General features: G+C 51.6%; 13 protein-coding genes, 1 rRNA gene and 1 other annotated feature. Of the genes, 7 read left to right on the top strand and 7 right to left on the bottom strand.

The features are described 5' to 3' along the window. Positions 1-139 precede the first annotated feature (139 nt). Complete coding sequence (locus tag C9I92_RS24750) at positions 140-1627, bottom strand: carbon starvation CstA family protein (protein WP_047886891.1); 1488 nt, start codon at positions 1625-1627, stop codon at positions 140-142. Positions 1628-1969: 342 nt separating this feature from the next. Here C9I92_RS24750 and C9I92_RS24745 point away from each other — a divergent pair, with 342 nt between their 5' ends. Further along, the gene (locus C9I92_RS24745; RefSeq protein ID WP_053061922.1) at positions 1970-2449 is read left to right on the top strand and encodes a DUF2799 domain-containing protein; all 480 of its coding nucleotides are present in this window, start codon (positions 1970-1972) and stop codon (positions 2447-2449) included. Between the two features lie 14 nt (positions 2450-2463). Here the strand turns inward: C9I92_RS24745 and btsR are convergent, their stop codons facing one another. Then, positions 2464-3177, bottom strand: coding sequence for a two-component system response regulator BtsR (gene btsR, locus C9I92_RS24740; RefSeq protein WP_047886892.1), 714 nt, complete (start codon positions 3175-3177; stop codon positions 2464-2466). Continuing rightward, positions 3174-4880: a sensor histidine kinase gene (locus C9I92_RS24735; RefSeq protein ID WP_047886893.1), complete on the bottom strand. Its 1707-nt coding sequence runs from the start codon at positions 4878-4880 to the stop codon at positions 3174-3176. Before C9I92_RS24735 ends, btsR begins: the two co-directional genes overlap by 4 nt. Positions 4881-5096: 216 nt before the next feature. Here C9I92_RS24735 and C9I92_RS24730 point away from each other — a divergent pair, with 216 nt between their 5' ends. Continuing rightward, positions 5097-6170 carry a 3-deoxy-7-phosphoheptulonate synthase gene (locus tag C9I92_RS24730; RefSeq protein WP_047886894.1) on the top strand — a complete coding sequence of 358 codons (1074 nt, stop codon included), beginning with the start codon at positions 5097-5099 and terminating at the stop codon, positions 6168-6170. 25 nt (positions 6171-6195) lie between these two features. Next, entirely contained in the window at positions 6196-7323 is a 1128-nt protein-coding gene (gene tyrA / locus C9I92_RS24725) for a bifunctional chorismate mutase/prephenate dehydrogenase (protein ID WP_047886895.1), read from the top strand. A 94-nt stretch (positions 7324-7417) separates the two neighbouring features. Here the strand turns inward: tyrA and pheA are convergent, their stop codons facing one another. The 3 genes from pheA to bamD all read right to left on the bottom strand — a co-directional run bounded on the left by pheA (position 7418) and on the right by bamD (position 10325). Continuing rightward, the gene (pheA, locus tag C9I92_RS24720) at positions 7418-8593 is read right to left on the bottom strand and encodes a prephenate dehydratase (RefSeq protein ID WP_047886896.1); all 1176 of its coding nucleotides are present in this window, start codon (positions 8591-8593) and stop codon (positions 7418-7420) included. Between the two features lie 23 nt (positions 8594-8616). Then, positions 8617-8738: a sequence feature (Phe leader region), on the bottom strand. 121 nt (positions 8739-8859) lie between these two features. Next, positions 8860-9204, bottom strand: coding sequence for a ribosome hibernation-promoting factor, HPF/YfiA family (gene hpf, locus C9I92_RS24715; protein WP_047886897.1), 345 nt, complete (start codon positions 9202-9204; stop codon positions 8860-8862). A 395-nt stretch (positions 9205-9599) separates the two neighbouring features. After that, positions 9600-10325: an outer membrane protein assembly factor BamD gene (bamD, locus tag C9I92_RS24710; RefSeq protein WP_047886898.1), complete on the bottom strand. Its 726-nt coding sequence runs from the start codon at positions 10323-10325 to the stop codon at positions 9600-9602. A 139-nt stretch (positions 10326-10464) separates the two neighbouring features. On the opposite strand from bamD, the gene rluD reads away from it, so the two are divergent. Together rluD and pgeF are read left to right on the top strand one after the other, a co-directional pair. Beyond that, on the top strand, positions 10465-11439 hold the full coding sequence (gene rluD, locus C9I92_RS24705; protein ID WP_047886899.1) for a 23S rRNA pseudouridine(1911/1915/1917) synthase RluD: 975 nt from the start codon (positions 10465-10467) through the stop codon (positions 11437-11439). A 1-nt stretch (position 11440) separates the two neighbouring features. After that, entirely contained in the window at positions 11441-12184 is a 744-nt protein-coding gene (pgeF, locus tag C9I92_RS24700; protein WP_047886900.1) for a peptidoglycan editing factor PgeF, read from the top strand. A 187-nt stretch (positions 12185-12371) separates the two neighbouring features. On the opposite strand, the gene C9I92_RS24695 is transcribed toward pgeF, so the two are convergent. Then, positions 12372-12764 (bottom strand): hypothetical protein, encoded by a 393-nt coding sequence (locus tag C9I92_RS24695; RefSeq protein WP_047886901.1) that lies wholly within the window; start codon positions 12762-12764, stop codon positions 12372-12374. Between the two features lie 358 nt (positions 12765-13122). Here C9I92_RS24695 and clpB point away from each other — a divergent pair, with 358 nt between their 5' ends. Together clpB and C9I92_RS24685 are read left to right on the top strand one after the other, a co-directional pair. Next, on the top strand, positions 13123-15696 hold the full coding sequence (gene clpB, locus C9I92_RS24690) for an ATP-dependent chaperone ClpB (RefSeq protein ID WP_047886902.1): 2574 nt from the start codon (positions 13123-13125) through the stop codon (positions 15694-15696). Between the two features lie 603 nt (positions 15697-16299). Continuing rightward, positions 16300-16372 (top strand): 16S ribosomal RNA (locus C9I92_RS24685); the annotation flags it as partial.

The raw sequence follows: 16372 nt of genomic DNA, 5'->3' as shown, positions 1-16372 counted from the left end.
TGGCTAAGCCGGGGAGAGATTGAAAGGGGAAAACAATAATGAATGGTGGTAAATGATGGGAAACTGGGCTGGAGTATGGCTGGTGATAAACAAAAAGAAACCAGCCCGGAGGCTGGTTTCGTTATACAAGGCGTTGCGATTAAGCTGTTTCAGCGTTCGCGTTGACGTCGCCATCTTCGTCGGCCAGCTCGGTATCCCCTTTGCCTTTCGAGATTTTAATGACGTAGCCAGTAATAGCCAGGGTTGTCACGATACCGGCAATGGTTGATACCATCATTGGCAGGCCAAAGCCCAGCTGTGCGTTGTTCAGGATGAAAGTAATACATACTGTGGTCATGAACATCGCAGGAATCGTGGTGATCCAGTGCAGTTTGTTGTGGCGCAGCAGGTAAGCCGACGCAGTCCACAGCATCATTACCGCAGTTGTCTGGTTGGCAAAGCCGAAGTAGCGCCAAATCACACCGAAGTCTACCTGAGTCAGGATGCCGCCGATAACGAACAGTGGTACAGCCATCAGCAGGCGGTTACGCAGTGATTTCTGCTCCATGTTGAAGTATTCAGCCAGAATCAGACGGCTTGAACGGAACGCTGTATCGCCTGACGTGATAGGCAGGATAACCACACCCAGGAAGGCGATGATACCACCGAATACACCCAGCAGACCGACCGAAGAGCTGTAAACCACGTTACCTGGGCCACCGTTAGCAACAGCGTCAGACAGACCTTCCACAGAGCCGAAGAAAGACAGGGCAACCGCACACCAAATCAGGGCAATCACACCTTCACCAATCATTGCGCCGTAGAACACGAAGCGGCCGTTCTTCTCGTTTTCCATACAACGTGCCATCAGCGGAGACTGAGTGGCGTGGAAGCCGGAAATGGCACCACAGGCGATGGTGATGAACAGGGCAGGCCACAGAGGCATGTCTTTCGGGTTCATGTTAGTCAGCATTTGGCTAACTTCGTAGTCGCCCAGCAGCGTGTGCTCGCTTGAGAAAGCAATCGCCGTGATCAGGCCAACAGACATGAAAATCAGCAGGGCACCAAACAGCGGGTAGAAACGACCGATGATTTTATCAACCGGAACAATGGTCGCGATGATGTAGTAAGCGAAGATAATCACTACCATGGTTGTCATCGACAGACCAATGTTGGTTTGCTCGTTAACCAGGTTAGTGATCATACCCGCCGGGGCAGAAACGAATACCACACCAACCAGCAGCAGCAGGACAATTGCAAAAATGTTCATGAAATGTTTTGCGCCGTTGCCCAGGTAGCGACCGGTAATGGTTGGTACGGATGCACCGCCGTTACGCACTGACAGCATGCCAGAGAAGTAATCGTGCACCGCGCCGGCAAAGATACAGCCGAGAACAATCCACAGCATGGCCGCAGGACCATACAGCGCACCCATAATTGGACCGAAGATTGGGCCAACACCGGCAATGTTCAGCAGCTGAACCAGATATACTTTTTTGTTCGACATTGGCACGTAGTCAACACCGTCCTGCTTGGTAAACGCAGGGGTTTGACGTTTTTCATTGATGCCAAAAATTTTTTCAATGAAAGCACCGTAGATGAAGTAGCCACCAATCAGTGCTGCAACGCACGTCAGAAACCAGACCATAACTTGTCTCTCTATTTCTATTGGAGTGAGTAGGGTTGCTTTGCGTTCCTTGCTTTAACACCCTCAGCAATCGTCGCAAAACTTTTATCAATGGGTGCCATCTTAACCTTTCGCTGACCAGATTCACCTTCTATTCAGGTCAGTGGTTGTATGGCGTGGTGAGTGGTCAATAATCGGATTAAGTGGTTTTTCCTTCCCCTGAGTGGTCGTAGACCGGCCTGAATGGTGGGCCGGGAAAATAATCAAACTGTGACCCCGACACGGCGGCGGTGTGATCCGTGTTGGCCTATTAATGTCTGGCTTTTCGTATTGTAGGTCAGGGCAATCAGGCAGAGGTGAAGGATGAACAACAAAACAAGGCTGGGCGCTAAGGGAAGTACGCCGGAGTGTGGCGGTCAGCAGGCAGTGATGCCAGTCAGGCACCACGTCATTGTTGCCGGGCTGCTGACGTGGCTAATAGGACTGGCAGCAGGGTGCGCAGCGGTGGTCACAGAGGATGAGCTGATTCGGGCAGAAAACTGGTATCAGCTTGGATTTAATGACGGCAAATGGGGAGAAAAGGCAATTTCTCCGCCAACGCTGGAAGCGCAGGTCAGTAATGTGAGTAAAGACTTACAACCTGATTATTCGCAGTACCAGGAAGGGTATCAGGTCGGGATCGAAAAGTATTGCAGTCTGGATCGGGTGGAGCAACTGGGACTGGAAGGAAAAACGGATTGGGGAATCTGCGCATTTCGCCAGGCTGAAGGCGGTTTGTACCAGAGCTTCTGGCAGCAGGGATTCAACCGGCGCATGCATGTGGATGGCCCGGGCGATTTCTGACCGGGCCGACTGGCTTAGCTTAGCCCAAAGCGGTCCTTGAGCTCTTTCAGATACCGGCGACTGACTGGCACCTGGTAGTGATTCAGCGTGGTGATTTCGGCTAGGCCGTTTTCCAGCAGCTTGATTTCCCGAATGGCCTGTGGGTGGATCAGGTACTGGCGATGACAGCGAATCAGCGGTGTCTTTTCCTCCAGGGTCTTGAGGGTGAGTTGGGTGGTGGCTTTGGTGTCTTTGGTTACCACGTGTACTCCGCTCAGGTCAGAAAATGCCGTTTCAATTTCCGCCGGGCTGAGCAGCAGAATCCGGTTATGGCCACTGCAGGGGATCAGCTCCAGCATTTCGCTGACCAGCGGCGAATAGTCGGCAGGCTGGCACTCGCGGCTCAGGCGTTTGATGGTTTTGTTCAGGCGCACGGTTTCCACAGGTTTGAGCAGGTAGTCAAACGCATTGTCCTCAAATGCCTTCAGGGCATATTCATCATAGGCTGTTACGAACACCACTTTGGGCATGGTTTCAGGATCCAGCATGCTGAGCAGTTCGATGCCGGTAATCTGTGGCATCTGGATATCCAGGAAAATCACATCCGGTTTCAGACTGTTGATTTTCTTCAGGCCTTCAATGGCATTGCTGCATTCGCCGATGACTTCAACCTGACCCGTTTCTTCCAGCAGGTCGACCAATTCTTCTCGGGCGTAGCGTTCATCATCAATCACGAGCGCCTTTATCATGCGGCGTGTTCTCCGTTATTTTTACTGTATTTCTGAGTCTCAAAGGGCATTCTGATGGTTGCCCTGGTCCATTGTTGTGGCTCAGAGGTCATGGTCAGGCCGTACTGACTGCCGAACATATTTTTCAGTCGTTTATCGACAATTTTCATCCCGAGACCGGTTTCCTCGCCGATCGGCGCATAATTGCCGGCATTGTCTTCCACTTCCAGAATGACCTGACGATGGGCAACCCGGCCTTTGATGGTGATTTTACCATTTTCGAGCAGGGACGAGGTGCCGTGCTTGATCGCATTTTCCACCAGTGGTTGCAGGGTGAAGGTTGGAACCTGTAATTTCAACAGCTCAGGTTCGACATCGACATCGACACTGAGCCGATCGGAAAAGCGCGCCAGCTCGATTTCCAGGTAGGAATGGACGTGTTCCAGCTCTTCCTTAAGTGTCACGGTTTCGATATTTTGCTTCAGGTTGCGGCGGAAAAACTGCGACAGATGCTGAATCAGTTGGCGGGCTTTGTCTGGATCCCTGCGCACCACTGAGTTGATGGTATTGAGGGCGTTAAACAAAAAGTGCGGGTTCACCTGAGCCTGCAGCAACCGTAACTCCGCTTGAGTCAGCAGGTTTTGCTGCTGGTTGAAACGACCGGTCAGAATCTGGTTAGACAGCAGCTTGGCGATCCCTTCTCCGAGTGTCAGGTTCACGGTCGAAAACAGCTTGCGCTTGGGTTCGTACAATTTGATGGTGCCCAGGACTTCCTGATTCCCGCCAACCAGCGGGATCACCAGGGCCGAGCCCAGCTTACACTTATCATGAAGGGAGCAGCTGTAGGGGATGTCGTACCCGTCGGCATAAACCAGCTCGCAGTTATCAATTGCCCGGCGGGTATAGCCGGATGAGATCGGGGTGCCAGGCAGGTGGTGATCATCCCCGATACCGATGAACGCCAGAATTTTATCCCGGTCAGTAATGGCAACGGCTCCGACGCCGGTTTCTTCATAAACGATTTCAGCAATCTTCCGGGTGCTTTCCTCATCGAACCCCTGGCTCAGGATTCCCACCGAACGCTGGGCAATTTTCAGGGCCCGGCTTGAAAAGGCGGCTGAATACTTTTCATAAATGGTTTTTCGATCCTGAATAATGCTCATAAAGAACGCCGCGCCCACCGAGTTGGCAATGACCATCGGCAGCGCGATCGCACTCACCAGTTGCAGGGCTTTATCGTAAGGTTCGGCGACGGCCAGGATGATCAGCATCTGGATCACTTCGGCGACCAGAGTAATGCTAAACACCACGATCGGCCGGAAAATCTGATCCGCCTGTCCCCTACGGACAAAGTAGCTGTGCATCAGGCCGCCAATCAGTCCTTCTGCCGTGGTGGAGATCGCACAGGCCAGATCGGTAAAGCCGCCAAGCGAGTAGCGGTGCAGCCCTCCGGTCAGCCCCACCGCCAGCCCGACCACCGGGCCGCCCATCAAGCCACCCATCACAGCACCGATGGCGCGGGTATTGGCAATGGCATCATTTATGTGAAGACCAAAGTAAGTGCCTAAAATACAGAAGAGGGAGAACAAAATATAACAGGTAAAGCGCTGTGACAGCCGGCCAGATATAGAGGTAAGCGGCATGAACAGCGGTGTCTTACTAAGAAGGTAAGCCAACACCAGGTAAACACTGAGTTGTTGTAACAGGGAGAAAATCAGTTCCATCGCGGTAATACGGCAAGTCGGTATTGCCATTATGGTAACTGGGTTTTGATCTGAGTACCAAAAAATACACTATGTAAATTTAAATTTACAAGTGGTGTTTTTTCTTTACGTGGTGTTGAAATCCACAATGGAACCCTGTTATTGTCGGGTTGTAACAGGGCAGCTCCTGTTCTACCTCAAACTAAATCGTATTAAAAAATTTACAGGGAAGCCCTTATGCAAAAAGATCAGTTAAACAATGTCCATATTGAAAATGAATCAGTATTGATCACCCCTCGGGAGTTGCGCGAAAAGTTACCCGTGAGTCAGTCCGGACTGGAGTTTGTTCGTCAGTCACGACAAACCATTGCTGACATCATTCACAAACGTGATCACCGACTGCTGGTAGTGTGCGGCCCATGTTCCATTCATGATATTGAAGCCGCCAAAGAATATGCGGTGCAGCTCAAGCGTTTATCTGATGAGTTAAGTGATCAGCTGTACATCGTGATGCGGGTGTATTTTGAAAAGCCGCGGACGACTGTCGGCTGGAAAGGCCTGATCAATGACCCTCATCTTGACGGCTCCTTTGAGGTAGAAGAAGGTTTGCACATTGCCCGTCAGTTACTGATTGATCTGGTTGAAATGGGGATCCCGCTGGCGACTGAGGCGCTGGATCCAATCAGCCCGCAGTACATCGGCGATTTGTTCAGCTGGGCTGCAATCGGCGCGCGAACCACTGAATCACAAACTCACCGCGAAATGGCCAGTGGTCTGTCGATGCCGGTCGGGTTTAAAAACGGCACAGACGGCAGCCTTGCCACTGCCATTAACGCGATGCAAGCTGCCGCATCCGGCCACCGTTTCATGGGGATTAATCCGGATGGTCAGGTCGCGTTGCTCAATACTCAGGGCAACCCGGATGGCCACGTTATTTTGCGTGGCGGTAAGCAAACCAACTATGACTCAGTATCGGTCAACGAGTGTGAAAACGAGATGAAAGCGTCAGGTCTTTCACCGTCTCTGATGGTAGACTGTAGCCACGCTAACTCCCGTAAGGATTACCGCCGTCAGCCGCTGGTGGCTGAAGATGTGATCCATCAGATTCGGGAGGGGAACTCATCGATTATCGGTCTGATGCTGGAAAGCCACCTGAATGAAGGGAATCAGAGTGCGGAACTGCCACGCAATGAGATGGCTTACGGCGTATCGATCACCGATGCATGTATCAGCTGGGACAGCACGGAGGAACTGCTTCGTCACGCCCATCAGGAGCTGACGCCGTTTTTGCAGCAACGCAATGTCCGATAATGTCCGAGATTACAGAGAGCCATAGATGGTTGCTGAACTGAGTAAATTACGAGATCAAATTGATGACGTTGATCGCCAGATGGTCGAGCTGCTGGCTCGCCGTCTGTCACTGGTAGAAGAAGTGGGCCATGTGAAAAGTCTGCATGGTCTGCCAATTTATGCGCCAGATCGGGAAGCCGCGATGCTGGCTTCCCGCCGCCAGGAAGCGGAAAGCAAAGGGGTGCCGCCCGATCTGATTGAAGATATCTTGCGCCGCACCATGCGTGAATCGTATGCCAGTGAAAATGATTCGGGTTTCAAATGCCTGAATCCTGAGTTGCGCCCGATTGTCGTTGTCGGTGGATACGGTCAGCTGGGCGGGCTGTTCTGCCGTCTGTTCGAGCTGTCGGGCTACCAGGTGCGTAAACTGGGCAGTCAGGATTGGGAGCGTGCCGATGAAATGTTGGCGGATGCCGGTATGGTTGTGGTGTCGGTGCCGATTAATCTGACGGAACAAATTATTGCCAAGCTGGATAACCTGCCGGAGGACTGCATTCTGGCGGATCTGACGTCAGTGAAAAGCGGGCCGCTGCAGGCGATGCTGGAAGTACATAAGGGGCCGGTGGTGGGGCTTCACCCGATGTTCGGCCCTGATATTGCCAGCCTTGCCAAGCAAGTGGTTGCTTACTGCGATGGTCGTCATCCGGAAAGCTACCAGTGGCTACTGGAGCAGATGCAGATCTGGGGCGCCAGCCTGAACCGGATCAGTGCGATTGAGCATGATGAAGGCATGACCCTGATTCAGGCGCTGCGCCACTTTACGTCGTTTGTGTATGGTGTCCATCTGGCGGAAGAAGATCCCAAGCTGGAACAGCTGCTGGCGCTCAGCTCGCCGATTTACCGGCTGGAACTGGCAATGGTGGGCCGTTTGTTTGCGCAGGATGCCCAGCTGTACGCTGACATTATCATGTCCTCGCCGCAGAACCTGGCGATGATCAAGCGTTTCCATCAGCGTTTTGGGGAAGCGATTGAGATTCTAGAGGGGCAGGATAAGGCGGCCTTTACGCAGGCGTTTGCCCAGGTAGAAAGCTGGTTTGGAGATTATGCCCAGCATTTTTTAACCGAGAGCCAGGGATTACTTAGACAGGCGAACGATTCTACTCACCGGAAATAATGGTATCGCTCAAAGAGCTGTACGGTTAGATAAACAAAGCCCACGCTATGCGTGGGCTTTGTGTTTTCGCATTCTGCTTCCTGATGTTGGCAGCTTAGCCTTCAATCTCAACTTCAGTTGGCTTGACGTTTTCGATCGGGTAACAGCCCAGCACTTTGATGAAGCGGGTCAGGCGGGTCAGCTCTTCCAGTGCCTGCTGCATCACCTCCGATTTGAGGTTCACTTCGACATCCACATAGAACATCTCTTCCCATGGGTTGCCGATGACCGGACGGGATTCCAGCTTGGTCATGTTGATATTGAGGTTACGCAATACCAGCAGACATTCCACCAAAGAACCGGCTTGTTGCGCAGTGGACATGATCAGCGTGGTTTTGGCCGGAATGAGTGAAGTAACATCCACGGGTTTGCGGGCAACCACGATAAAGCGAGTGAAGTTCTCTTGCTGGTTGGCAATGCCGCTTTTCAGTGGTGTCAGCCCGTACAGCTCGCCACTGGAGGCATTGCCAATGGCGGCCACGTTCGGCAGTTTCAGTTCGGCCACTTTCATCATGGCTTCCGCGGTGCTGGAGCAGTACTCCTGGGTAATGTTGCCCATAGTGTGCAGGTACTCACTGCATTGCTGATGCGGTTGAGGGTGTGAGTACAGGGTGTCAATGTCTTCCAGGCGGGTATCCACTGCTGTCAGTAGACAGTGCTCAATCGGCAGGGTGATTTCCCCTACAATCGACAGGCTGGTGTGCTGCAGTAAGTCGTACACTTCATTGATTGAGCCGGAGCTGGTGTTCTCAATAGGCAGCACGCCGTAATCGGCCTGCCCGGTTTCGACCAAGCTGACGACATCACGGAAGGTCGAACAACTCATTTCTACCAGCTTGGTTTGCTTCTTACTGAAATAGCTGCGGCTGGCCAGATTGGAGTAGGACCCTTTCGCTCCCAGGAAGGAAACCCGAGCGACAGGTTGTAGGCTGTCAGGATTCGCCAGTTTTTGCAGGTAGGCTTGTTGAAACAGTACAGAGTCTTCAATGATGGTATGGAAAATCTGGGTGACGTACTGGGCATCCAGCTGGTGGGACTTGCCCACCTCAATCAAGCGCAGTAGCAAATCCTGCTCGCGTTCCTGATCCCGGACTGGTTTCGCCGTCTGAATTTTGCTTTTAGCCACTTCAAGGCTGAGCTGGCGGCGTTCAGCCAGAAGTTTGAGAAGCTCGTTGTCGATACGGGTGACATTTTGTCGAATGTCGTCCAGTGAATATTGTGGCTCGGTCATTGTCGCTCCCTGTCTGCAACCCATACAAAAAAGCCCCCGGTGAAGGAGGCTTTCTGTTCGTCATTTGCTGTTTTTTCGCGTAACGAATTGCCTCCACTAAAGTGAGGTAAAAAAGAAACGAAAGAAAAACAGCTGAGTGACGGTCATAGGAATATATTGAATATTTTGTGTCTGATATGGTTCCACATTATGCAGGTGGTGTTGGCTTGTCAAGCAGAAAGTCAAAGCCCCGCCTGGGCGGGGCTTTGACTAAAAATCCTCTGGTATTATTCAGTTTCTTCTTCGAGTTCTTCCAGCTCAGGTTTATCGCAGTGACTTGCACGGCGAGAAGTTGGCTTGTGCGCTTGTTTATTCAGTTGTCTTTCCAGTTTCTGGTACACTTCTGCAATGGCACCGTACATGTCTTCATGCTCTGCTGAGGCGACGAGTTGACCTCCTGGAATGGCAGCAGAGGCTTCTACTTTAAACTGCCGGTTTGGCTCGGTGCTGATGACTGCGTGTTTGCTGATAAAAGGTACCTGATACTTCTCCAACTTCTTGAATTTGTACTCAATGCGCTCACGGATAGCAGGGGTGATTTCAAGGTTTTTGCCTGTGATATCTACTGTCATATTAGCTTTCCTTCTTTTGCTACCCTTCGTTGGGTTGACTTCAGATTACTAAAACCAGTAACTATTAATGTGACATAGATCACGTTTGTGTTGTTAAGAAAAGAATGGAAATGATTCTGTGATCAGGTTTTATTTGTTGCAAAAAAAGTCACAGAAAGTGCTTGTCGAGCCTGACATGGGTAGGGCAGTATGGAGGAATAGTGTTGACTGGCGGCCAGTGCTGTTCAGGGGACAAGTTCGGTTTATATTTCGGGCTAGTGTGAATTTTCACCACTTGTTTTATGCAGCGTTAACAAAAGGTTGAATATCACCAAGTGGTCATCTGAGCCAAAACAACAACAGAATACATAAAAAAACAGCAGCCTTAAGGCTGCTGTTTTTTTTAATGCTTGTCTTTAAATCGGGTTGAGCGTTTTCAGCTTCTGAGTGTGTTCAAGAGGTGCCGCTAATCCCAGCTCTTTATAAGCGCTTTCCATGATAGCGATCGATTTACGCGCGGCTTGGGTATCAGCATATTCACGCTGGATCAGCTGTGAGCGATTAACCGCTGCCACCCAGGCTTCTCGACGCAGATAAAAGTCGGCGACAGCCAGTTCGTAATCCGCCAGGCGGTTTTTCAGGAACACCATGCGAGCTTTCGCATCATTGGCATAGCGGCTGTTCGGGTAACGTTCCAGCAGACGTTTAAAATCACGGAATGCTTTGCGGGCCGGTTCAGGATCACGATCGAAACGATCGATGTTGAAAAGATCGTGCATAAAGCTGCGATCCTGAGCCATGCTGGTCAAGCCACGCATATACAGCACCCAGTCTGATTTTTCATGCGCAGGATTGAGGCGATTGAAGCGGTCAATAGTGGCTTCACCCAGTGCCAGGTCATCGTTTTTATAGTACGCGTAGATCAAATCCAGTTGTACTTGCTCGGAATACGCCCCAAATGGGTAACGGGAATCCAGTGTCTCCAGCCGCTCGATGGCGGTGGTCCAGCTGCCGTTTTGTAGCGCTTTATGAGCGGAGGCATACAGTTCTGCCGGTGGAATGTCCGGGACCACCTCTTCCGTGCTTGAACAGCCTGAAAGCAGGGCAACGGCAAGAAGAGTCGTAAGAGTCAGGCGTTTCATTGCGGCGTTAGTTTCCTTGCTTAAAATTTTATTTCGATAGATCCATTACGGTCAGAGCCGTTAACAGATACAATGACACTAATCGGTTATTGTACGCAGCGTTTGACGTTTAGTCCCACGCTTTTTAAAAAAGTTCGCTATGGCACAGCAGATAGAGTTAACAAATACAGTAAATGATAGCCAATTAGGTCTTCGTCTGGACCAGGTTATCGCTGAGTTATTCCCAGATTACTCCCGCTCACGGATTAAAGAGTGGATTCTTAATGGTATGGTATCGGTCGACGGAGAGGTGATCACCAAGCCACGTACCAAAATGATGGGCGGTGAGGAGCTGCTGGTAAAAGCGGAGATTGAAGATGAAGTGCGCTGGGTTGCGCAGGACATCCCGCTGAACATTGTCTATGAAGACGAATACATTCTGGTGATCAATAAGCCGCGCGATTTCGTGGTTCACCCGGGTGCCGGTACGCCGGACGGGACGGTACTGAACGCCTTGCTGCACCATTGTCCAACGCTGACAGAGGTTCCTCGGGCCGGTATCGTTCACCGTCTGGATAAAGACACGACCGGTCTGATGGTGGTGGCGAAGACAATTCAGGCGCAAACCCGTCTGGTTCGTGCACTGCAAAAGCGCAAGATCACCCGTGAATATGAAGCTATTGCAATTGGTAAGATGACGGGCGGCGGCACGGTTGAAAAACCAATTGGTCGTCACCCGACTAAGCGTACTTGCATGGCAGTCAATGAACTGGGTAAGCCGGCGATCACCCGTTTTCGTGTGGCTGAGCACTTCCGCGAGCATACCCGTATCGTGCTGCGTCTGGAGACCGGTCGTACGCACCAGATTCGTGTGCACATGGCCTACCTGAACCACCCGCTGGTGGGTGACATTATCTATGGTGGCCGTCCGCGTCCACCGCGCAATGCGTCAGATGAATTGGTCATGGCACTTCGTGCGTTCGATCGTCAGGCGCTGCATGCGCGTATGCTGCGTTTGGAGCACCCGATTACCGGTGAGCTGATGGAATGGCGTGCGCCGATGCCAATTGATATGATCGCGATGATTGATATTCTGCGCAAAGATAAAGACGCGCACCAAGAGGAAGATTACTGACATGTGGATTGTCCCTGACTGGCCGGCACCGGCCAATATCAAAGCCGTTTCCACCACCCGTAGTGGCGGGATCAGTGAGGGGCCTTATCTTGGCCTCAATCTGGGTGCGCATGTCGGGGATAAATCAGAGCATGTTGAGCACAATCGGGACTGGTTGCAACAGCAGCTGGGGCTGGATGTGGCTCCGGTCTGGCTGAACCAGACTCACAGCACGCGCGTGATTTCCCTGCCGCAAGCGGAGTTGTCTCCGGCACAGGCCTCGTCGCCGGATGCCGATGGCAGCATGACCGAGCAGCCGGGTATTGCCTGTACTGTCATGACAGCTGACTGCCTGCCGGTCCTGTTGTGTGACCGTGCCGGACGTCAGGTCGCCGCAGTCCATGCCGGCTGGCGTGGGTTGGCTGATGGCATTCTGGAAGAGGCCGTGGCTCAGTTTCATGTTAAAGGCCGGGAGATACTGGTTTGGATGGGCCCAGCCATTGGCGCGTCGGCGTTTGAAGTCGGCGGCGAAGTGCGCGAGCAGTTTATGGCGCAGCACGCAGATGCCGCCGAAGCGTTTCAGCCTTATGGCGACAAGTGGCTGGCTGATTTATACCTTCTGGCCCGCCAGCGTCTGGCGCAAGTGGGGGTAGAACACGTCTTCGGTGGCGATTTGTGCACATTTAGCGACCCGGCTCGTTTTTACTCGTACCGGCGCGACGGCATCACCGGACGTCAGGCGACGCTAATCTGGATCGAATCCTGATAGCTTCGCTCCCGATGCGCCTGAAAGCAGGTTGAACTGGCTCGGAGCGGATAAGCATTACAGCATCCGAACCTGGCCATTTTTCCTTTTCTACACAGAGCCCGACGGCTAATCCCGTCGGGCTCTGTTTCATTTCCGTTGCATAGCATCTGCAATTTGCTTAATCAATATTGAGCGTCAGCAAGGCTTAAAGGCATTGCGTGATGTCGAGAGAGTCATGTTCCTTTTCCTGAAATAGCAAAGTCACGGCATCGTAGCCGCCCGAAAAACGGGCTTGCAGGGTAATTACCAGGTTTTCTCTTTCCTCCTCCGCGTCTGCCCGGTAGCGGGACAATGTTGCTTTGATCGTGCTGGTTTCTTCAAAGGCCGGATGGGACATGATTGCCTTTAATTGGCTGACCCGGTGTTTCAACAGTGTTCCCGCGGGATGTTCTGCTGTCATATGGTCAACAAAAATCAGGGTGGCCTGGGTCGTGAAATCTTTCGACGGGCAACCGGCGGCAAATGCTGAGTGACTGACCATCAATGACGTGCTTACCATAAACCAGGCTGTGATAGCGCCTCTCCAATTGATCTTCATGTGTGCCTGCTGAACTTGCTGAAAAGGATGTGTGGTGCCCCATATTGTCCATTCAACAGCTGTGCAGGCCGATTACAACGGACACGTCCTGCGAATCGTTTCGCCTGAATACGTGAGCCCGCAGAAAAATGCGACAGGAAAAACCGACTAAAATCACACTGTTTAAAGGGCTAATGCATCGTGCTCATCAAGGCAAAAAGCGGCGATGACAGTGGGTGAGTGCATTAAACCAGGCTGGGGGTACCAATGGGCGGGCCACCGCTACCGGTGGCAAAAAGCAGAGTTCAGTGGCTGTCATTGGTTGAAAATTTCTCGATTAACCACCATATCTGAACCTGAGAGATGATTAGGAGGACTTATGCGTCTTGACCGTTTTACTAGCAAATTCCAGATGGCTATCTCTGATGCGCAATCGCTAGCATTAGGACGAGACCATCAGTATATCGAGCCGGTTCATTTAATGACGGCGCTGCTGAATCAGGATGGCAGCACAATCCGGCCGCTCCTGACATTATTGAATGTGGATGTGGCCCAGTTGCGTTCAGGACTGGCTGAACAATTAGATCGTTTGCCGAAAGTCAGTGGTATCGGCGGAGACGTCCAGCTTTCACATGGCCTTGGCGTGCTGCTGAACATGTGCGATAAGCTGGCGCAGAAACGAAAAGACAAATTTATCTCGTCTGAGCTGTTTATTCTGGCGGCGGTGGACGACAAGGGGCCGCTCGGGAAATTGCTCAAAGATATGGGCATGACGGCTGACAAAATTGAAAAAGCGATTGAGAAAGTGCGCGGCGGCCAGAATGTGGATGATCAAAATGCCGAAGAGAACCGCCAGGCACTGGAAAAATACACCATTAACCTGACGGAGCGTGCCGAGCAGGGCAAGCTGGACCCGGTTATCGGTCGTGACGATGAAATTCGCCGTACTATTCAGGTACTGCAGCGTCGTACCAAAAATAACCCGGTGTTGATTGGTGAGCCCGGGGTGGGGAAAACGGCCATTGTTGAGGGGCTGGCGCAGCGAATTATCAATGGTGAAGTACCGGAAGGACTGCGCAACAAACGTGTTCTGTCACTGGATATGGGCGCATTGATTGCCGGGGCAAAATACCGTGGTGAATTTGAAGAGCGGTTGAAAGCGGTACTCAATGAACTGGCGCAGGAAGAAGGCAGCGTTATTCTGTTTATTGATGAGCTGCACACCATGGTGGGTGCCGGTAAAGGTGAAGGTGCCATGGACGCCGGTAACATGCTTAAACCGGCGCTGGCTCGGGGTGAGCTGCACTGTGTCGGCGCGACAACCCTGGACGAATACCGTCAGTACATTGAAAAAGATGCTGCTCTGGAGCGTCGTTTCCAGAAAGTGCTGGTGGATGAGCCGAGCGTGGAAGATACCGTGGCAATTCTGCGTGGTCTGAAAGAGCGTTACGAGCTGCACCACCATGTCGAAATTACTGACCCGGCCATTGTGGCGGCTGCCAGTTTGTCACACCGCTACGTGTCCGATCGCCAGCTGCCCGACAAAGCAATTGACTTGATTGATGAAGCGGCATCCAGTATCCGGATGCAGATCGATTCCAAGCCGGAATCGCTGGATCGCCTGGAGCGCCGAATTATTCAGCTCAAGATTGAGCAGCAAGCCATTGCTAAAGAAAGTGATGAAGCCAGTAAAAAGCGCCTGAGTGATCTGCTTGAAGAACTCGACAGCAAAGAGCGTGAATATGCTGAGCTGGAAGAAGTCTGGAATGCAGAAAAAGCGGCACTGTCCGGTACGCAGCATATTAAAGCGGAATTGGAGCAGGCACGTACCGACATGGAAATTGCCCGCCGGGCTGGTGACCTTAACCGGATGTCGGAACTGCAATACGGCAAGATCCCTGAATTAGAAAAACAGCTGGATCTTGCGGCGCAGGCTGAAATGCAGGAAATGACACTGCTGAAGAACAAAGTCACTGATGCTGAAATTGCAGAAGTGCTGTCGCGTCAGACCGGTATTCCGGTGGCAAAAATGCTGGAAGGTGAGCGTGATAAGCTGCTTCGTATGGAAGAAGCATTGCATAAACGAGTGATTGGTCAGAATGAAGCGGTGGATGCAGTATCCAATGCGATTCGTCGTAGTCGTGCCGGTTTGTCTGATCCTCATCGTCCGATTGGGTCTTTCCTCTTCCTCGGGCCGACCGGGGTTGGTAAGACCGAGTTGTGCAAAGCGCTGGCGCATTTCATGTTCGACAGTGACGATGCCATGGTACGTATCGATATGTCAGAGTTCATGGAGAAACACTCTGTGGCTAGACTGGTGGGTGCGCCTCCCGGTTATGTCGGTTATGAAGAAGGGGGTTACCTGACCGAAGCGGTTCGCCGTAAACCTTATTCAGTGATCTTGTTGGATGAGGTGGAAAAAGCCCACCCGGATGTCTTCAACATTCTGCTGCAGGTGCTGGATGATGGCCGTTTGACGGATGGGCAGGGCAGAACGGTCGATTTCCGTAACACCGTCGTTATTATGACCTCGAACCTCGGATCCGATCGTATTCAGGAGCACTTTGGTGAACTGGATTACGAAGGTATGAAGCAAACGGTAATGGAAGTTGTCACTCATCATTTCCGTCCGGAGTTCATCAACCGGGTGGACGAGACAGTGGTCTTCCATCCTCTGGGTGAGGAGCACATTAAGAACATTGCGTCGATTCAGGTTACTCGTTTGGTGAAACGTCTGGAAGAGCGTGACTACCAGTTAGATATGAAAGACAGCGCGCTAGAGCTGATTGCCGAAGCCGGGTTTGATCCTGTCTATGGGGCGCGTCCGCTGAAACGGGCTATCCAGCAGTATGTGGAGAATCCTCTGGCGCAGGATATCCTCTCCGGGAAGTTTGTACCGGGTAAACCGATCATCCTGGAAGCGGTAGACGGCAAGATTTCGGCGCACCAATAAGGTTGTGGGAATGCGACAATCTTCGCCGTCAGTGTTTAACGTCAGCTTTATACACTAACGGGTAATGGCAATATCACGCCGCTCTTTTCAAGAGCGGCGTTTTTTTTCCTCAATTGTGACACTACGTTTTGCCTCACCCTTATCACTTTTCGGCTGCGGTTTTGATCGCTTAGGAAAATAGCAGAAGAGAAACAATGGGAGATAAGGTGAATCTCTTTATCTTTCTGCGAAAGATTATTTTACTTATCGGCTTCTATTGCTCATGAGACACAAAAGATAAGAATGCCGGGTGGAATAAATGACCGTTACTGGATGGTTGTGGCGAAATAATATTCAGTTGGTTCGGTTTTATGAAAATAATGCATTTTGCCTATTGCGATGCTGAGCCAGGTCTCTATAATGCCGCCTCACTGACACGGAGCGCGGCGAGATAAGCCAGCGACGTGAAAGAAAAGTTCTTTAACAATTTGACCATGCAATCTGTGTGGGCACTCGTGAACTGATAGTCAAAAAGATTTATCGATGAACTGAGTGACCAATTCAAAATGACTTCGGTTATTTTGGCACAGTCAATTTAATTCAGTATTCATCGAGCCAAAACTTTAATTGAAGAGTTTGATCATGGCTCAGATTGAACGCTGGCGGCAGGCCTAACACATGCAAGTCGAGCGGCAGC

The sequence above is a fragment of the Photobacterium ganghwense genome (assembly GCF_003025595.1).
Taxonomy (GTDB): domain Bacteria; phylum Pseudomonadota; class Gammaproteobacteria; order Enterobacterales; family Vibrionaceae; genus Photobacterium; species Photobacterium ganghwense.
This window is presented reverse-complemented; position numbering and strand designations above follow the sequence as displayed.

Bases quoted from the DNA above. Each gene is read 5' to 3' on its own strand.
- C9I92_RS24750 (WP_047886891.1), bottom strand. From the start codon at position 1,627: ATGGTCTGGTTTCTGACGTGCGTTGCAGCACTGATTGGTGGCTACTTC.
- C9I92_RS24745 (WP_053061922.1), top strand. From the start codon at position 1,970: ATGAACAACAAAACAAGGCTGGGCGCTAAGGGAAGTACGCCGGAGTGT.
- btsR (WP_047886892.1), bottom strand. From the start codon at position 3,177: ATGATAAAGGCGCTCGTGATTGATGATGAACGCTACGCCCGAGAAGAA.
- C9I92_RS24735 (WP_047886893.1), bottom strand. From the start codon at position 4,880: ATGGAACTGATTTTCTCCCTGTTACAACAACTCAGTGTTTACCTGGTG.
- C9I92_RS24730 (WP_047886894.1), top strand. From the start codon at position 5,097: ATGCAAAAAGATCAGTTAAACAATGTCCATATTGAAAATGAATCAGTA.
- tyrA (WP_047886895.1), top strand. From the start codon at position 6,196: ATGGTTGCTGAACTGAGTAAATTACGAGATCAAATTGATGACGTTGAT.
- pheA (WP_047886896.1), bottom strand. From the start codon at position 8,593: ATGACCGAGCCACAATATTCACTGGACGACATTCGACAAAATGTCACC.
- hpf (WP_047886897.1), bottom strand. From the start codon at position 9,204: ATGACAGTAGATATCACAGGCAAAAACCTTGAAATCACCCCTGCTATC.
- bamD (WP_047886898.1), bottom strand. From the start codon at position 10,325: ATGAAACGCCTGACTCTTACGACTCTTCTTGCCGTTGCCCTGCTTTCA.
- rluD (WP_047886899.1), top strand. From the start codon at position 10,465: ATGGCACAGCAGATAGAGTTAACAAATACAGTAAATGATAGCCAATTA.
- pgeF (WP_047886900.1), top strand. From the start codon at position 11,441: ATGTGGATTGTCCCTGACTGGCCGGCACCGGCCAATATCAAAGCCGTT.
- C9I92_RS24695 (WP_047886901.1), bottom strand. From the start codon at position 12,764: ATGAAGATCAATTGGAGAGGCGCTATCACAGCCTGGTTTATGGTAAGC.
- clpB (WP_047886902.1), top strand. From the start codon at position 13,123: ATGCGTCTTGACCGTTTTACTAGCAAATTCCAGATGGCTATCTCTGAT.